Below are 16316 nucleotides of genomic sequence, written 5' to 3'. Positions count from 1 at the left end.
GCGAGCAGGTGAGGTAGCGGAGGCGATCGTCGCCCTGCACCACGCCGGCCACCGGCGGCGAGCCGCACACCGGGCAGCCGCCCTCCACCCGCGCCACCGTGGACGGGTCGAGCCGCGCGGCCCGCACGGTGGCGAGCACCTGCAGCGCGGCGCCGGCGAACGTCGCCGCGGCCAGGTCCTCGCCGCGGGAGGTCCCGGCGAGCGCGCCGGCCCGCGATGCGCCGGAGCGCCTCCGGCGCGGCGTCGCGGAGCCCGCGCACGGCCTCCGCGGCGGCGTCCGGCAGGCCGTCGGCGGGGAGCGCCGCGAGCAGCGCCCGGAGCACCGCGCCGAGCGCCGGGTCCGCGGGGAGCGCGTCGCGGTCCATGGGCCGGCCCGGCGCGCGCGGCGGCACGAAGCCCGGGACGGCCGCCGTCGCGGCGCGCTGCGCGCCGGCGAGCCGCCCCAGGAACGCGAGGAACGGATCGCCGCCGCGCTCCGCGGCGACGGCCTGGAACCGCGCGGCCCGGCCGGCGAACAGCAGGCCCGGGTCCGGGAGGCGCAGGTACGGGATCTCGACCCCGGGGAGCTGCACGAGCGTGTTCACGCCGCCTCCCCCGCGACCGCCGCCCCGCGCCGCCCCGTCACGGCCGCTCCTTGCCCGTCATCCGGGCGTACCAGCCCGGGTGATGGAAGCGCGCCCACGCGCCGGAGACGGTGCCCCGGGTCATGGCGCGCATCGAGCCCTTGGTCCAGTAGGCCGCGTACACGTGGACGCCGATGCCCACGAACATCACGAACGCGAGCCCGGCGTGGAGGACCGCGGCGAAGCGCCGGGCGCCGAGCGAGAAGGAGGGGGCGAAGTACGGGCGCCACAGCACGATCCCGGTGAGGAACAGCCCGGCGATCACCACGATCATCGACCAGTACATGAGCTTCTGGCCGGCGTTGTACTTCCCGTCCACGTAGGGATCGGCCGCCTTGTTCATGTAGGCGACCATCTGGCCCATCCACTTCTTGTCGCTGTCCGTCATGATGTTGTCGCGCCACAGCCGCAGCGCGTACGCGTAGAAGAGCACGAACAGCGCCACCCCGAGGAACGGGTGGAGCACCCGCATGAACGCGGCGCCGCCGAACAGCGCGCTCGTCCAGTAGAAGAACGGGTGGAACAGGGCGAGGCCGGACAGGAACAGCGCCACGTAGGCGACCGCCACGGCCCAGTGCGTGAGGCGCTCGCCGGTCGAGTAGCGCGGGACGACCTCCTGGCCCGGCGGCATCCGCATCGCAGGCATCATGACGGGTTCTCCTTGTGGTCCTCGTCGACCTCGATCGGCCCGACCTTCATGTAGTGGAAGAACCCGGCCACCACGACCGAGACCATGGTGAGGACGCCGAGCGTCTTCGCGACGCCGCTGCGCCACAGCGCCACCAGCGGCGACACGCGCGGATCCTTCGGCAGCCGGTACAGCTCCGGATCGCCGTGCGGCAGCACGAACAGCACGTGCGTGCCGCCCACGCCGGACGGGTCGTACAGCGCCGCCTTCTCGAAGCCGCGGGCCTTCAGCTCGACCAGCCGCTCGCCGGCGAGGTCCTTCATGTCCGTCTTGGTGCCGAACGCGAGCGCGCCGGTGGGGCAGGTCTTGACGCACGCCGGCTCGAGCCCGACCGAGACGCGGTCGGAGCAGAGCGTGCACTTGTACGCCTTCTGGTCCTTCATCGAGTAGCGCGGGATGTTGAACGGGCAGCCGGTCTGGCAGTAGCCGCAGCCGATGCACTGGTCCTGCTGGAAGTCCACGATCCCGTTGGCGTACTGCACGATCGCGCCGGGGGCCGGGCAGGCCTTCAGGCACCCGGGCTCGGCGCAGTGCAGGCAGCCGTCCTTCACGATGAGCCAGGCGAGCCCCTTGTCCGCCGGGAGCTCCTCCTCGTAGAAGCGCATCACCGTCCACGACTGCGCGGTGAGGTCGGCCGGGTTGTCGTAGTGCCCCGGGTTCACCCCGACCTCGTCGCGGAGGTCGTTCCACTCCATGCACGCCGACTGGCAGGCCTTGCAGCCGATGCACTTGGAGATGTCGATGAGCTTCGCCACCTCCAGCGCGCCGCGCGCCTGCGGCGGCGTGCTGGTGGAGGCGGACCGGTTGATGACGTCGAGCGACTGGAACGCCATGGCCGCCTCCTAGACCTTCCCCGCGGCGGCCTTCTCCACGTCCACCAGGAACGCCTTGAACTCGGGCGTCTGGGTGTTCGCGTCGCCAACGAAGGGGGTGAGGGTGTTCGAGATGTAGCCGGGCTTGGTGAGCCCGTCGAAGCCCCAGTGGATGGGGATGCCGACGGTGTGGACCTCCTGGCCCGCGATCTTGAGGGGCTTGATGCGCTTGGTGACCACGGCCTTGCCCACGATGCGCCCGCGCTTCGACCGGACCGCGACCGCGTCGCCGCTGCGGATGCCCTTCTTCGCGGCGAGCGCCTCGTCCAGCTCGATGAACAGCTCGGGCTGGAGCACCGCCGGGATGCGCGCGTGCTTGGTCCAGAAGTGGAAGTGCTCCACCACGCGGTAGGTGGTCGCCGCGTACGGGAACTCACCCGGCAGCCCGAGCTGCGCCTTGTCCTTCGCGTAGAGGCGCGCCGCCGGGTTCGGCCCGACCTTGGGGTGCAGCGGGTTCGCGCCGATGGGCGACTCGAACGGCTCGTAGTGCTCGGGGAACGGCCCCTCGGCCATCTTGTCGAGCGCGAAGAGCCGGCCCACGCCCTCCGGGTTCATGATGAAGGGCGACATGCCCTCCTCGGGCTTCGAGTCCACCTTGAAGTCCGGGACGTCGTGGCCCACCCACTTCGCGCCGTTCCACCACACCAGCTTGCGCTTCGGATCCCACGGCTTGCCCGACGGATCGGCCGAGGCGCGGTTGTAGAGCACGCGGCGGTTGGCCGGCCACGACCAGCCCCAGCCCGGCGTGACGCCGAGGCCGCTGGGATCGGCGGTGTCCCGGCGCGCCATCTGGTTGCCGGCCTGCGTGAACGAGCCGCAGAAGATCCAGCAGCCGCTGGCGGTGGAGCCGTCGTCCTGGAGGTGCGCGAAGGTCGCGAGCTGGTCGCCCGCCTTCGCGAGCGGCGGCGCCTTCGGATCCTTCGGATCGGGCACGTCCGCGAGCGCCTTGCCGTTGAACTCGCGCGCCAGCTCCTCTGCCGACGGGCGGTCGGGGATCTTGTAGTCCCAGGTCAGGTCCCGGATCGGGTCCGGGAACGCGCCGCCCTCCTTCGCGTAGAGGGTGCGAATCCGGTTGAAGATCGCGGCCATGATCTCCGGGTCGCCCTTGCCCTCGCCGGGCGGCTCCGCCGCCTTCCAGTGCCACTGCAGCCAGCGGCCGGAGTTGACGAGCGACCCCTCCTCCTCCGCGAAGCAGCTCGACGGCAGGCGGAAGACCTCGGTCTGGATCTTCGAGGGATCGACCGGGTTCAGGTCGCCGTGGTTCTGCCAGAAGTTCGAGGTCTCGGTGACGAGCGGGTCGATGCTGACCAGGAACTTCAGCTTGGACAGGCCCTCGAGCAGCTTGGCCTTGTTCGGCGCCGAGGCGAGCGGGTTGAAGCCCTGGCAGACGTACCCGTTGACCTTCCCCTCGTACATGAGGTCGAAGACCGCGAGGAGGTCGTAGACCTTGTCGAGCTTGGGCAGGTAGTCGTAGGCCCAGCCGTTCTCCTTGGTGGCCGCCTTGCCCCACCACGCCTTCATGAACGACACGTAGAACTTCGGGTAGTTCTGCCAGTAGCTCATCTGGTTGGGCCGGATGGGCTTCTGCGTGCGCTTGGCCAGGTAGGTCTCGACGTCGCCGTCCGCCTCGCGCGGCACGGTCATGTAGCCGGGCAGCAGGTCGGAGAGCAGGCCGAGGTCGGTGAGCCCCTGGATGTTGGAGTGGCCGCGCAACGCGTTCACGCCGCCGCCGGGCATGCCGACGTTCCCGAGCAGGAGCTGGATCATCCCCATCGTGCGGATGTTCTGCGCGCCCACCGAGTGCTGGGTCCAACCGAGCGCGTACAGGCTCGTCAGCGTCCGGTCCGGCGCCGAGGTGCTGGCGATCGCCTCGCAGATGCGCTGGAACGTGCCCTCGGGCACGCCGGTGACGTCCGCCACCATCTTCGGCGTGTAGCGCGCGTAGTGCCGCTTCATGAGCTGGTACACGCAGCGCGGATCCTGCAGCGTGGGGTCGATCTTCGCGAACCCGTCCGCGCCCATCTCGTACGACCAGCTCGACTTGTCGTAGGCGTGCTTCGCCTCGTCGTACCCCGAGAACAGGCCGTCCTCGAAGCCATAGCCCTCCTTCACGATGAAGGCGGCGTTCGTGTACGAGGTGACGTAGTCCTTCTGGATCGCGTCCTTCTCCAGCAGGTGGCGGATGACGCCGCCCAGGAACGCGATGTCCGAGCCGGGGCGGATCTGCGCGAAGACGTCGGCGACCGCGGCGGTCCGCGTGAAGCGCGGGTCCACCACGATGAGCTGCGCCTTGTTGTGCGCCTTGGCCTCGACCACCCACTTGAAGCCGCAGGGGTGGGCCTCGGCGGGGTTCCCGCCCATCACCAGGACGACGTTCGCGTTCTTGATGTCGACCCAGTTGTTCGTCATCGCGCCACGGCCGAACGTGGGGGCCAGACCGGCCACCGTGGGGCCGTGTCAAACACGTGCCTGGTTGTCGAACGCGACCCCTCCCATGGCGCGGAACACCTTGTGCGTGATGTAGCCGGACTCGTTCGACGAGGCGCTCGCGGCCAGCATGCCGACGGTGGGCCAGCGGTTCACCGTCACGCCGGCCGCGTTCTTCGCGACGAAGTGCTTGTCGCGGTCGTCCTTCATCAGGCGCGCGATCCGGTCGAGCGCCCACTCCCAGGTGACCCGCTCCCACTTGTCGGAGCCGGGCGCGCGGTACTCCGGGTAGCGCAGGCGGTTCGGGCTCTGGATGAAGTCGAGCAGCGACGCGCCCTTCGGGCAGAGCGTGCCGCGGTTCACCGGGTGGTCGGGATCGCCCTCGACGTGCATCACCGCGCTGTGCGCGTTCTTCGAGCGATCGCCGAGCGTGTAGAGGATGACGCCGCAGCCCACCGAGCAGTACGGGCAGGTGTTCCGCGTCTCGGCGGTGCGCGACAGCTTGAAGTTGCGGACGTCGGCGAGGACGCGATCCGGCGAGAAGCCCAGCGCGACCAGGCCGGTGCTGCCCACGCCGGCGGCGGTGAGCTGAAGGAACTGGCGTCGGGTGACGGACATGGCTCGAACCTCCAGGAGGTTCGATCTCCATAGCCCCGTCCCTCCGCGGATGGCAGAGGCCCGGCGTGGCCAGTTGGGGCACCCAGCATCATTTACGATTCGTGAACGACGTCGTGACGCGCGGCGCCATGGGCCGTGCGTCGAACGAGTCCTCGGGCGCGTCTCTTATTGTGGAGTGGTCCGGTCGATGATGTGCCGCGTCTCATCCCCGCGGCGGCACCGCCCGTACGGGCTCCGCGCCCGCGCCGTCGGACAGCACGCGCGCCGAGAGGAGGCGGCCCATCGGATCGCGCAGCACCTCCAGCGCGCGGCCGCCGCCCGCATCCACCACCTGCACCACCTGGCCCCGCTCGTCGCGCCGCTGCGCCCGGATCGGGAGCGCCGCGAGATCGCCCACGTCGCGCTCCGCGACCAGCGTCCCCTGCGCGTCGAGCGCGCGCTCGAGCACGCGGCCATCCGGGGTGAGCAGGCGCTGCACCCGCTCGCCCGCTGCGGTCCGCGCCTCGGCGAGCAGCGTGAGGGCCGGCGGGGGGAGGGCCGCGACCGGGAGCTCGGCGACGGGCTTCGCGCCCGCGGGCGCGTCCTTCACGATCGCAGGCGAGGGGGCGGGCGCGGCGGGCGGCGCAGCGCTCGCCAGCGCGGTCGCCTCGGCGGCGGCGGCGTGCGCCGGCTCCGACGCGGCCGGCTCGAGCCGCACCCCGGGGGCCAGCCGCGCCGCGTCGTCGAGCAGCGCCTGGACCGCGTCGGCCGAGCCCCCGAGCGTCAGCTTCAGCACCACGTCCCGGTAGACGACCCCGGGCTCGACCTCGGCGGGGAGGTTCGTCCGCTCGACCTTCCACCACGCGCGCGCCGGCGCCCCGCCGGCGAGCGTGACGCGGATCCGGGGCCGCTCCTCGAAGGTGACCTGGCGGAGGCGCACGGTGGCGCCGAGCTCGACCGCGGCCGGGTCGGCGGCGCCGGCGGCCGGATCGAGCGCGGGCGCGGGGGAGACCGCGAGCGCCACCGCGAGGGCCACGAGCGCGGCCTCGTCGAGGCGCGGCGCGGGGGTGCCCGCCGGGGCCTCGGCGTGCGCCGGACATGGGAGGAGCGCGGCCGCGAGCGCGGCGGCGGCGAGGCGAGGGAGCGTCACGGGGCACCTCCGGCCGCGCGCGCGAACCGTCCCGCGCGCGGCGACCGGAGATGCATGCGAACCGCCCGCGCCGCAGGGAAGCGCCCGCGGCGGGCGCCCCCGCGGCGGCGGGGAGGCGCGGTCAGTCGGCGGTGGCCGACGCCTCGGCCTGCTCGTGGCGGAGCTGCTCCTCCATCACCAGCCGGGAGATCTCGCGCTTCACGTCGTTGAACTCGGGCGAGGCGGGGTCGCGCGGGCGGGGGAGGGTGATGCGCAGGTCGCGCTTCACCGTGCCGGGGCGGTAGGTCATCACCACCACGCGGTCGGCGAGGTAGATGGACTCCTCGATCCCGTGCGTCACGAAGACGATGGTCTTCCGCAGCTCGGCCCAGATCCGGAGCAGCTCGTCCTGCAGGTTGCGCCGGGTGAGCGCGTCGAGCGCGCCGAACGGCTCGTCCATGAGCAGCATGGGCGAGTCGATGGCGAGCACGCGGGCGATGGCCACGCGCTGGCGCATGCCGCCGGACAGGTCCTTGGGGAAGCGGTCGCGGAAGTCGCGCAGGTTGAGCTTCGCGAGCAGCGCGTCCACGCGCTCGCGGATCTGCCCGCGCGGCGCGCCCTTCATCTCCAGGCCGAACGCGACGTTCTTCTCCACGGTCATCCAGGGGAACAGCGCGTACTCCTGGAAGACCATGGCGCGGTCGGGCCCGGGCGCCGTCACCGGCCGGCCGCCCGCCACGATGCTGCCGGCGGTGGGCGGGGAGAAGCCGGCGATGGCGTTGAGGAGCGTGGACTTGCCGCAGCCGGAGGGGCCGAGCAGGCACACGAACTCGCCCTCGGCGATGTCGAGGTCGATGCCGTCGAGCGCCTTCACCTCGCGTCCGCCGGTGGTGAACACCTTGCGGACGTCGCGGATCCGGATGGCCGGGACCTGGGCGCTGGGGAGATCGGCGGGCATCCTCATCCCTCCATCCCCCGGTGCCACCGAAGGAGCCACCCGTTGAGCCGGCTCATGCCGAGGTCGATGCCCAGGCCGGCGATGCCGATCGAGATCATCCCCGCGATCACCTTGTCGGACCAGAAGTACTCGCGCGCCTCGAGGATGCGGTAGCCGAGGCCGGCGTTCACCGCGATCATCTCCGCCACGATCACCACGATGAACGCGACGCCGATGCCGATGCGCACGCCGGCCAGGATGTACGGCATGGCGGCCGGCACCATGATGCGCCAGAACAGCGTCCACTCCGACGCGCCCAGGTTGCGGGCGGCGCGGACGTAGATGGCGTCCACGTTCCGCACGCCGGCGATGGTGTTCATGAGCACCGGGAAGAACGCGCCGAGCGAGATGAGGAAGAACGCCGGCGGGTCGCCCAGCCCGAACCACAGGATGGCGAGCGGGATGTACGCGATGGGCGGGATGGGCCGGAGGATCTGCACGAGCGGGTTCATCAGCTCGTACACCACCGGCCGCGAGCCCATGAGCAGCCCGAGCGGCAGCGCCAGCCCGGCGCCGACCGCGAACCCGCCCACCACCCGGTACAGGCTGGTGAGCGCGTCGTGCGGGAGCTCGCCCGAGAACGCCCAGGCCAGCCAGTTGCCCCCCGCGTACGGCTCGAGCGGCCGCGCGTAGGCGATCCAGCGCAGCAGCACCTGCGACGGCGCGGGGAGGACGATGGGGGACACCCAGCCGGCCCGGGAGACGCCCTCCCAGGCGGCCAGGAAGATCACCGGCACGGCCAGCGACCGTGCGAGTCGGAGCGCGCCCCTCATCGCTACTTCACGCCCGCCTTCTGCTTCGCGTGCTGCAGCAGGTCCACCTTCACCCAGTCGGTGGCCTTGGGGGGCTTCTGCATCTTGCCCACGCCGTACTTCGCCATCAGGTCGGTGGTGATCTGGATGTGCTCGGCGGTGACGTCGTAGGAGAAGGGCGAGTTGGAGATCGCGTCCCGGTAGTCCTCCGGCGTGATCTGGCCCTTGAACATCTGCTCGACCACGTACTTCTCGGCGGCCTTCGGGTTGTCGATGAAGTACTTGGTCGCGTCCACGAAGCAGTCGAGCACCTTCTGCGCGACCTGCGGCCGCTCCTTGTAGAGCTTCTCGGTCATCACCATCACGCGGACCGGCTCGCCCAGCGGCGTGTCGTACGGCTTCAGCACCTCCTTGCCGAAGCCCTTGTTGATGGCCTGCGACGACTGCGGCTCGGACTGGCACATGGCGTCGATCTGCTTCTGCATGAGCGCCTGGTTGAGGTCGGCGAACGCCATGTAGACGATCTGCACGTCCTTGCCCGGCCGGTCCGACCAGGTGAGGCCGGCCTTGGACAGCTCGGCGAGGAGCAGCAGCTCCTGCGCGCCGCCGCGGGCCACGCCCACCTTCTTGCCCTTGAGGTCGGCGACCTTGGTGATGCTCTGGTCCGCCGCGGCCACCAGGCGGGCGCCGCCCTTGGCGAAGCCGGCGACCACGTAGACCTGGCCGCCGCCGGAGCGGTTGGCGATGGCGGCGTCGGCGGCGCTGGCGGCGAGATCCACCTCGCCCTTCACGATGGCGGGGAAGATGTCGATCCCCTTCGGGAAGACGATCTCCTCCACGTTCAGCCCGAACTTCTTGCAGTGCTCCTTCATGTAGGAGACCGCGCCGTAGTGGGCGAACTTGAGGTTGCCGAGGCGGACCGTGTCCTCGGCATGGGCGGGGCCGCTCGCGAGCGCGAGCAGCGCCGCGAGGGCGGCGATGCGGACCATGGGACCTCCGGACGTCGCGACGGGCGGGGGGGCGCGCCGCGGTGATGTTCACGGACAGTTTCGAACGACGGACCCCTGAACCTAACCGGGCGCCTGCGGGGGTGTCACCGGGGCGCTCGATCTCGGTTGGGTCGTCGCACGGGAGGTGCTCCCCCGGCGCCCGCGCGGCGCGTCGCCGGGCACGCGCGGGCGCCCGCGCGGCCCGGCGGCCCCGCGCTACAGCTCGACCTTGGGCAGGTGCGCGAGCGACGCGCGCACCTTCTCCGCCGGGTACTCGAAGTCCTCGAGCTTGCCGGAGAGGTACTGGTCGTACGAGGCCATGTCCACGTGCCCGTGGCCGGAGAGGTTGAAGAGGATGACCCGCTCCTTCCCCTCCTCCTTCGCGCGCAGCGCCTCCTCCACCGCGCCGCGGATCGCGTGCGAGGACTCGGGCGCGGGGATGATCCCCTCGGCCCGGGCGAACTGCACCGCCGCCTCGAAGCAGGCGAGCTGCCCGACCGCGCGCGCCTCCACCAGCCCCGCGTGCACGAGCTGCGACACGAGCGGCGACGCGCCGTGGTAGCGCAGGCCGCCGGCGTGGATGCCGGGCGGCATGAAGTCGTGACCCAGCGTGTACATGCGCATGATGGGCGCCATCTTCGCGGTGTCGCCGTAGTCGAAGGTGTAGGCGCCCTTCGTCAGCGTGGGGCAGGACGACGGCTCGATGGCGAGGATGCGCACGTCCTTGCCGGCCGCCTTGTCGGCGAGGAACGGGAAGCCGATGCCGGCGAAGTTGGAGCCGCCGCCGTGGCACCCGATGACGACGTCGGGGTACTCGCCGGCCAGCTTCAGCTGCTCCTTCGCCTCCAGCCCGATCACGGTCTGGTGCAGGCAGACGTGGTTGAGCACGCTGCCCAGCGCGTAGCGCGTGTCCTCGTGGGTGACCGCGTCCTCGACGGCCTCGGAGATCGCGACGCCCAGCGAGCCGGGGCTCTCCGGGTCCTCGGCCAGGATCCCGCGGCCGGCGGCGGTGCGGTCGGAGGGCGAGGGGATCACCTCCGCGCCCCACAGCTGCATCATGCTGCGGCGGTACGGCTTCTGGCCGTACGACACCTTCACCATGTAGACGGTGCAGGCGAGCCCGAACATCTGCGCGGCGAGGGCGATGGACGAGCCCCACTGCCCGGCGCCGGTCTCGGTGGCGAGGCGCTTCGTGCCGGCGAGCTTGTTGTAGTAGGCCTGCGGCACCGCCGTGTTCGGCTTGTGCGAGCCGGCCGGCGAGACGCCCTCGTACTTGTAGTAGATGTGGGCCGGCGTCCCGAGCGCCTTCTCCAGGCGGTGCGCGCGGAACAGCGGGGCCGGCCGCCACAGCCGGTAGATCTCGCGGACCGGCTCGGGGATCTGGATCCACCGCTGGGTCGAGACCTCCTGCTCGATGAGCTGCGGCGGGAAGATCCGGACGAGGTCGTCCGGGCTGGCCGGCTTGCCGGTGGCGGGGTGGATGACCGGGGAGAGCGGCTCCGGCAGGTCGGGGATGACGTTGTACCAGTGGGTGGGGATCTGGTTCTCGCCGAGCAGGAACTTCGTCTGCATTCGCGCCTCGCAGGGGGGATGGCCGGCGCCGCAGGCCCGAGGGGCGCGCCGGAGAAATCGATCATTAGCGCAGAGCCCGATAGGGGCGTCAAGGCGGCCGGTTGCCTCGCGGCTCGAAAGGGTCGCCCCCCTCAGGTGTGTAGCGTGATTCCCGACGCCGTGTCGTCCGGAGGTGGCACAATCCCGTCCGTTCGAGGTCCCGGGGGGACTCTTACTCCGCCTATTTCAGGGGGTTTCACAATGACACGCTGTATCCGCTTCCTGGCGGTGGCAGCCATGCTGGCGCTCGCCGGCACGGCCAGCGCCCAGAACTACAGGCCGGCGATCGACAGCCAGCGCCTGCGCCTCGATCCGACGGCGCACGGCTCGCTCGTCCTCGGCGACGGCGAGGTGCTCGAGGAAGGCCAGTTCCGCGCGGCGCTCACCGGCCACTACGAGCGGTCGCCGATGGTGCTCCTGGACAACGGCGACCTCCGCGGCCGCGGCCTGTTCGCGGACGGCAGCAAGCAGACGCAGCTCCTCCGCGAGCGCGCCACCATCCACCTGAACCTGGCGATGAACCTCTGGAAGCGCCTCGAGCTCGGCCTCCACGTCCCGGCCGTCGCCTACCAGTACGCCGAGAACCACGTCCGCGGCGACACCAGCATCAACCACCCGACGCAGGGCGGCATCGCCGCCCCGTCCGCCATGCTCCGCTACGGCGTCACGAGCGAGCGCGCGGGGGCGCCGCTCGCGAGCGCGATCGCCGTGGAGGTCGTGTTCCCCTGGACGGACAAGGTGGACTACGGCGGCGAGAAGGGCTTCATCATCGCGCCGCGCCTCGAGCTCGGGAAGACGTTCGGCGGCCTCCGCCTGATGGCGGACGCGGGCGGCCAGCTCCGCACGAAGGACGTGGAGCTGACGAACGGCGAGAAGCTCTCGCACGAGGTCCTCGGCGGCCTCGGCGTGGCCACCACCGGCAAGCTGCGCGCCGAGCTCACCGCGCGCGGCGCGTTCAACTTCGACGGGCTCTCGCAGAACGCCGAGCTGCTCGCCGGCGTGCGCTACAGCTTCGGCGAGGGCGAGATCTACGCCCTCGGCGGCCCGGGCTTCATGGAGTCCCCCGGCACGCCCACCTACCGCGGGCTGATCGGCTTCGCGTTCATCGGCGGCAAGAAGGCCGCGCCGCCGCCGCCCCCGCCGCCGCCGGATCCCTGCGCGGCCGGCCAGGCGCACACCCCGGAGCAGTGCCCGGCGCTGGACGACGACGGCGACGGCGTCCCCAACGGCCAGGACCGCTGCCCGCTCGAGAAGGGCGTCGCCGAGAACCAGGGCTGCCCGGACAAGGACACGGACGGTGACGGCGTGCCCGATCGCCTGGACCGCTGCCCGAGCGTGCCCGGCGCCGTGGACAACCAGGGCTGCCCGAAGGACTCCGACAAGGACGGCGTGCCGGACGACAAGGACCGCTGCCCCGACAAGCCCGGCATCCCCGAGAACCAGGGCTGCCCGCCGGAGCGCGCCGAGATCAAGGCCGGCAAGATCGAGATCAAGGAGAAGGTCTACTTCGACACCGGCAAGGCCACCATCAAGGCGCAGTCCAACGCGCTGCTCGACGACGTGGCCAAGCTCGTCGCCGCCAACCCGCAGGTCGGCGTGGTGACGATCGAGGGCCACACCGACAGCACCGGCTCCGCGGCGACGAACCGGGCGCTCTCGCAGAAGCGCGCCGAGGCGGTGAAGGACTACCTGGTCTCGAAGGGCGTGGACGCCTCGCGCCTCGAGGCGAAGGGCTTCGGCCCGGATCGCCCGGTCGAGTCCAACAAGACCGCCAAGGGCCGCGAGGCCAACCGCCGGGTCGAGTTCACCATCCAGAACGCGAACCCGTAGCGATCGACCGGGGCCGCCGCCCGCGCGGGCGGCGGCGTCCTCCGAGGCCGGACGCGCCCCTGGCGCGCCCGGCCTCGCCGTCTTCAGGCCATCACCTCGCCGCCGTCCACGTGGATGGCCTGGCCGGTGACCGCGCCGTTCAGCGCCAGGAACACCGCCGCCTCCGCCACCTCCTCCGGCAGCGCCGCGCGGCCGAGGGGGTTCGCCCTCAGGATCGCCGCGCGCGCCTCCGCCTCGGTGCGGCCGGTGGCGCGGGCGATGTCCTCGACCGCCTCGTCCAGCATCCGCGTCTCCGTCCAGCTCGGGCAGATCGCGTTCACCGTCACGCCCTTGCGCGCCGCCTCGAGCGCCAGGCTCCGGGTGAAGCCGATGAGCCCGTGCTTGGCCGACGAGTAGGCACAGCCGTACTTCAGGCCGATCCGGCCCGCGACCGACGAGACGTTGATCACGCGGCCGAAGCCGCGGTCGTACATCGACGGGAGGAACGCGCGCGTGAGCAGCACCGGCGCGGTGAGGTCCACCGCGAGGAGCGCGTCCCAGGTCTCGTCGTCCATGCGCTGCAGCGGCGCGCTCGCGTGGATGCCGGCGTTGTTGACGAGCACGTCCACCGGGCCGAGCGCGGCCGCCACCGCCGCCGGCGCGGCGGCGAGCTGGGCGCGGTCCGAGACGTCGAGGGGCAGGAACAGGGTGCGGCGCCCGAGCGCCGCCACCTCCGCCGACACCGCCTCGATCTCCGGCACGCTGCGGGCGGCCACCGCCACGTCCGCCCCGGCGCGCGCCAGCGCGAGCGCGATGGCGCGCCCGATGCCACGCCCGCCGCCGGTGACCAGCGCCACGCGCCCCTCGATGCCCGCCATGATCGCCTCCCGCTCGCCCGGGCGAGCCCGTCCGACGATAGCGGCGGCGCGAGGGGAGGTGCAACCTCCGGCGTGCGCGCCGCACGGCCGCACACCCGCCCGCACCATCCCGGCGCCGCGGCGCACCGACGGCGTCACACCTCTGCGCGTCGCGCCCTCATGGTGCACCGCGGTGCGCGGCCGAGAAGGCGCGGACCCGCGGGCGAAGCGCTACAGTAGGCGAGCGTCATGGCCGCCGGCGTGCGGCGCGGACGAGGAGCGGTGATGGACGGCGAACGGCGCGCGCACCCCAGGTTCCCGCTGATCCTGGCGGTCCAGTACCTGGGCGCCGAGAACGTGCTCGACTACACCGAGAACCTCTCGGCGGGCGGCCTGTTCATCCGGACCGAGCGGTCGTTCGAGGAGGGCGAGCGCGTCACGCTGGTGCTCTCGTTCCCCCAGCTCCTCGAGCCGGTCGAGCTCCAGATCGAGGTGGTGCGCCGCCGCGACGGCGCCGACGGCTCGCCGGCGGGCGTGGCGGTGCGCGTCCCCGACGATCGCCCCGAGGATCGCGCGCGGCTCGCCGACGTGGCGCGGCGCGTGGCCGGCGTGCGGCACGCGGACCCCTCGTTCCGGATCCTGCTCGTGGAGGACAACGCGCTCGTCGCCACCATGTACGCGGCGGCGCTGCGCCGGCTGTCCGAGACCGAGCACGTCCCGGGCCTCGGCATCGAGGTGGCGAGCGACGGCGCGGCGGCGTTCGACCGGCTGCTCCGCGCGCCCCCGGTGGACGTGGTGGTGACCGACGTCTTCATGCCGATCGTGTCCGGCATCACGCTGGTGGAGCGGATCCGGGCCGAGCCGACGCTGGCCCACCTGCCGGTGGTGGTGATCACCGCGGGCGGCGAGCAGGAGCGCGAGCGGCTCTCGGGCCTCGGCGTCTCGCTGTTCCTGCGGAAGCCGGTGAGCTACCAGGATCTCTCCGGCGCGGTGCGGTCGCTGCTCGACGGGCGGACGGCCCGCCCGCAGGCGGCTCCCCCGCGCGAGGAGGCCCGCCGGGAGGCGTTGACGGCCGACGCCGAGGTGGGCACTGATCGCTCAGACGCGAAACCGGCCTCCCGCCGGTGAACGGGGGCAGCAGGACGACGCCTCCAGCGCTCGAGGGCCCGCCACGGCGGGCCCTCTCGCTTTCCGGCCGCAGCGCCCGCCCGGCGGGCGCTCACCACCGGTGATAGGCCGGGTGGCCCTCCTTCACCGCCACGAACGTGCCGCGGCAGGTGGCGCGCACCTTCCCCTCCGCGGTCAGCGTCGCCTCCACCACCGCGCGGTCCTCGCCGGACTCCACCACCCGCGCCGCCAGCCGGACCGGCCCGCCGGTGGGCGTCGGACGCAGGAGCTTCACGTGGAAGTCGGCGGTCACCGTGCAGGGCGGCGCGTCCAGGCCGGCCTTGCGCATCAGGTGCACCGCCGCCGTCCAGTTGGAGTGGCAGTCGAGCAGCGTGCCGGTGATGCCGCCGGAGAGCATGCCCTCGAACGCCTCGTGGTGCCGCTCGGCCTGCCACTCGGCCACGACCTCGTCCCCGCGCTCGAAGCTCCGCACGCGCAGCCCCTTCGCGTTGGCCGGGCCGCAGCCGAAGCAGGCGTTCCGGGGGGCGTAGCGCTCCTGCAGGCTGGGCTCGGCGGCGTCGGACATGGCGGCTCCCGGGGGTGGCGGGCCCGGCGGCGGACCCTGCTCCCGAGGATAGCCGCCCGGCGGCGCGGCCGCGCGCGGCGCAGCGGGTGCCGGGCGACGACGTGGGGCGCGGCGCCCACCGTGCCCGTTGCCGGGCCCCGGCGGGCAAGCTACCTTCGGCCCGCACGCGCCCACGTCCGGCGCCCGAGACGGAGACACCGATGGCGAACGTCGCCGCGCACATCACCGGCACCGTGGTGAGGATCGAGAAGAAGCCCGGGGACCCGGTCAGCCCCGGCGACGTGCTGGTGGTCCTCGAGTCGATGAAGATGGAGATGCCGCTCGAGGCCGAGGACGGCGGGACGGTGCAGGAGGTGCGCTGCCGCGAGGGCCAGTCGGTCACCGAGGGTGACGTCCTGCTGGTCGTCGGATGACCGGCCGGCGCGTCCGCACCGAGGACCGCGGCCTGGTCCGGGTCCTCGTCGTCGACAACGTCGCCAAGCGGAACGCGCTCGACTTCCGCGCGCTGGACGAGCTGGAGGAGGCCTGCGCCGCCGCCGCGCGCGACGGGGTGCGGTGCCTGCTGCTCCGCGGCGCGGGCGAGGACGCGTTCTCGTCCGGGTTCGACCTCGCCGAGATGGGCCGGACCTCGCGCGCCGGGCTGCGCCCGGACGAGGCGGTGGAGCGCGCCGCGGACGCGCTGTCGGCGGTGCCCTGCCCGACGGTGGCGTTCCTGAACGGCAGCGCGTTCGGCGGCGGGCTGGAGCTCGCGGCCACCTGCGACCTGCGGGTCGCGCGCGAGGGGGCGCTGCTCGGGTTGCCGCCGGCGAAGCTCGGGGTGGTCTACCCGGAGGGCGGCATCCGGCGCTTCCTCGGCCTGGTGGGCGCGGCGCGCACGCGCGAGCTGTTCCTCGTCGGCCGGCCGGTGGACGCCGCCACCGCGCTGGCGTGGGGCCTGGTGAACGGCTCGCGCCCGCCGCCGGCGCCGAGGCGGTGGCGCTCGCGCTCGCCGACGAGATCGCGGCCAACGCGCCGCTGGCGGTGCAGGGGATGAAGCGGATCCTGCAGCTCCTCGAGGGCACGCACGAGCGCGGCCTCTCCGAGCGGGAGCGCGAGGAGATCGCCGGGCTGCGGCGCCGCGCGTTCGAGAGCGCGGACATGCGCGAGGCGCGGCAGGCGCGCGCCGAGCGGCGGCCGCCGCGCTTCCGCGGCGAGTGAGGCGCGGCGGCGTGGCCTAGCGCGGGGCGGGCGCGCCGGGAGGCTCGGCGGGCGCGGCGCCGAGGCGGCCCACGG

At 72.8% G+C, this 16316-nt stretch carries 16 protein-coding genes and 1 pseudogene; 5 read left to right on the top strand and 12 right to left on the bottom strand.

Going from position 1 to position 16316, the window contains the following annotated elements:
• The 10 genes and pseudogenes from fdhE (PSR1_RS24865) to PSR1_RS13910 form a co-directional block, all read right to left on the bottom strand.
• The coding region (gene fdhE / locus PSR1_RS24865; RefSeq protein WP_272946363.1) for a formate dehydrogenase accessory protein FdhE at positions 1-175 on the bottom strand (175 nt) is incomplete at its 3' end.
• A gap of 94 nt (positions 176-269) precedes the next feature.
• Positions 270-572: pseudogene (fdhE, locus tag PSR1_RS24860) on the bottom strand (formate dehydrogenase accessory protein FdhE); the annotation flags it as partial.
• 49 nt (positions 573-621) lie between these two features.
• Complete coding sequence (locus PSR1_RS13950) at positions 622-1272, bottom strand: formate dehydrogenase subunit gamma (RefSeq protein ID WP_059438131.1); 651 nt, start codon at positions 1270-1272, stop codon at positions 622-624.
• On the bottom strand, positions 1269-2144 hold the full coding sequence (gene fdxH, locus PSR1_RS13945) for a formate dehydrogenase subunit beta (protein WP_059438130.1): 876 nt from the start codon (positions 2142-2144) through the stop codon (positions 1269-1271). Before fdxH ends, PSR1_RS13950 begins: the two co-directional genes overlap by 4 nt.
• A gap of 9 nt (positions 2145-2153) precedes the next feature.
• Positions 2154-5228, bottom strand: coding sequence for a formate dehydrogenase-N subunit alpha (fdnG, locus tag PSR1_RS13940; protein ID WP_152643355.1), 3075 nt, complete (start codon positions 5226-5228; stop codon positions 2154-2156).
• Positions 5229-5430: 202 nt separating this feature from the next.
• Positions 5431-6357 (bottom strand): hypothetical protein, encoded by a 927-nt coding sequence (locus PSR1_RS13930; RefSeq protein WP_059438127.1) that lies wholly within the window; start codon positions 6355-6357, stop codon positions 5431-5433.
• Positions 6358-6478: 121 nt separating this feature from the next.
• On the bottom strand, positions 6479-7294 hold the full coding sequence (locus PSR1_RS13925) for an ABC transporter ATP-binding protein (RefSeq protein ID WP_059438126.1): 816 nt from the start codon (positions 7292-7294) through the stop codon (positions 6479-6481).
• A gap of 2 nt (positions 7295-7296) precedes the next feature.
• Positions 7297-8106: an ABC transporter permease gene (locus tag PSR1_RS13920; RefSeq protein WP_059438125.1), complete on the bottom strand. Its 810-nt coding sequence runs from the start codon at positions 8104-8106 to the stop codon at positions 7297-7299.
• Positions 8107-8108: 2 nt separating this feature from the next.
• Positions 8109-9074, bottom strand: coding sequence for an ABC transporter substrate-binding protein (locus tag PSR1_RS13915; RefSeq protein WP_059438124.1), 966 nt, complete (start codon positions 9072-9074; stop codon positions 8109-8111).
• Between the two features lie 216 nt (positions 9075-9290).
• Positions 9291-10646 (bottom strand): TrpB-like pyridoxal phosphate-dependent enzyme, encoded by a 1356-nt coding sequence (locus PSR1_RS13910; RefSeq protein ID WP_059438123.1) that lies wholly within the window; start codon positions 10644-10646, stop codon positions 9291-9293.
• Positions 10647-10886: 240 nt separating this feature from the next.
• Between PSR1_RS13910 and PSR1_RS13905 the strand changes: the two genes are divergently transcribed.
• Positions 10887-12515 carry an OmpA family protein gene (locus PSR1_RS13905; RefSeq protein WP_059438122.1) on the top strand — a complete coding sequence of 543 codons (1629 nt, stop codon included), beginning with the start codon at positions 10887-10889 and terminating at the stop codon, positions 12513-12515.
• An 83-nt stretch (positions 12516-12598) separates the two neighbouring features.
• On the opposite strand, the gene PSR1_RS13900 is transcribed toward PSR1_RS13905, so the two are convergent.
• Positions 12599-13372, bottom strand: a complete 774-nt coding sequence (locus tag PSR1_RS13900) for an SDR family NAD(P)-dependent oxidoreductase (protein ID WP_059438121.1) — start codon at positions 13370-13372, stop codon at positions 12599-12601.
• Between the two features lie 264 nt (positions 13373-13636).
• On the opposite strand from PSR1_RS13900, the gene PSR1_RS13895 reads away from it, so the two are divergent.
• Positions 13637-14479 carry a response regulator gene (locus PSR1_RS13895; protein ID WP_059438120.1) on the top strand — a complete coding sequence of 281 codons (843 nt, stop codon included), beginning with the start codon at positions 13637-13639 and terminating at the stop codon, positions 14477-14479.
• A 91-nt stretch (positions 14480-14570) separates the two neighbouring features.
• Here the strand turns inward: PSR1_RS13895 and PSR1_RS13890 are convergent, their stop codons facing one another.
• Entirely contained in the window at positions 14571-15044 is a 474-nt protein-coding gene (locus PSR1_RS13890) for a PaaI family thioesterase (protein WP_059438119.1), read from the bottom strand.
• A gap of 200 nt (positions 15045-15244) precedes the next feature.
• On the opposite strand from PSR1_RS13890, the gene PSR1_RS13885 reads away from it, so the two are divergent.
• The 3 genes from PSR1_RS13885 to PSR1_RS24575 are packed head-to-tail and all read left to right on the top strand — an operon-like array spanning position 15245 to position 16241.
• Positions 15245-15457 (top strand): acetyl-CoA carboxylase biotin carboxyl carrier protein subunit, encoded by a 213-nt coding sequence (locus tag PSR1_RS13885; RefSeq protein WP_011422791.1) that lies wholly within the window; start codon positions 15245-15247, stop codon positions 15455-15457.
• A complete protein-coding gene (locus tag PSR1_RS13880) occupies positions 15454-16077 on the top strand; it encodes an enoyl-CoA hydratase/isomerase family protein (protein WP_237757975.1) in 624 nt (207 codons plus the stop codon). The genes PSR1_RS13885 and PSR1_RS13880 overlap by 4 nt, the downstream gene beginning before the upstream one ends.
• The gene (locus PSR1_RS24575) at positions 16074-16241 is read left to right on the top strand and encodes a hypothetical protein (protein WP_237757974.1); all 168 of its coding nucleotides are present in this window, start codon (positions 16074-16076) and stop codon (positions 16239-16241) included. The genes PSR1_RS13880 and PSR1_RS24575 overlap by 4 nt, the downstream gene beginning before the upstream one ends.
• Positions 16242-16316 lie beyond the last annotated feature (75 nt).

The organism is Anaeromyxobacter sp. PSR-1, from assembly GCF_000964525.1.
Taxonomy (GTDB): domain Bacteria; phylum Myxococcota; class Myxococcia; order Myxococcales; family Anaeromyxobacteraceae; genus Anaeromyxobacter.
Note: the sequence above shows the minus strand (reverse complement) of the source record. Positions and strands in the feature narration are given on the sequence as shown.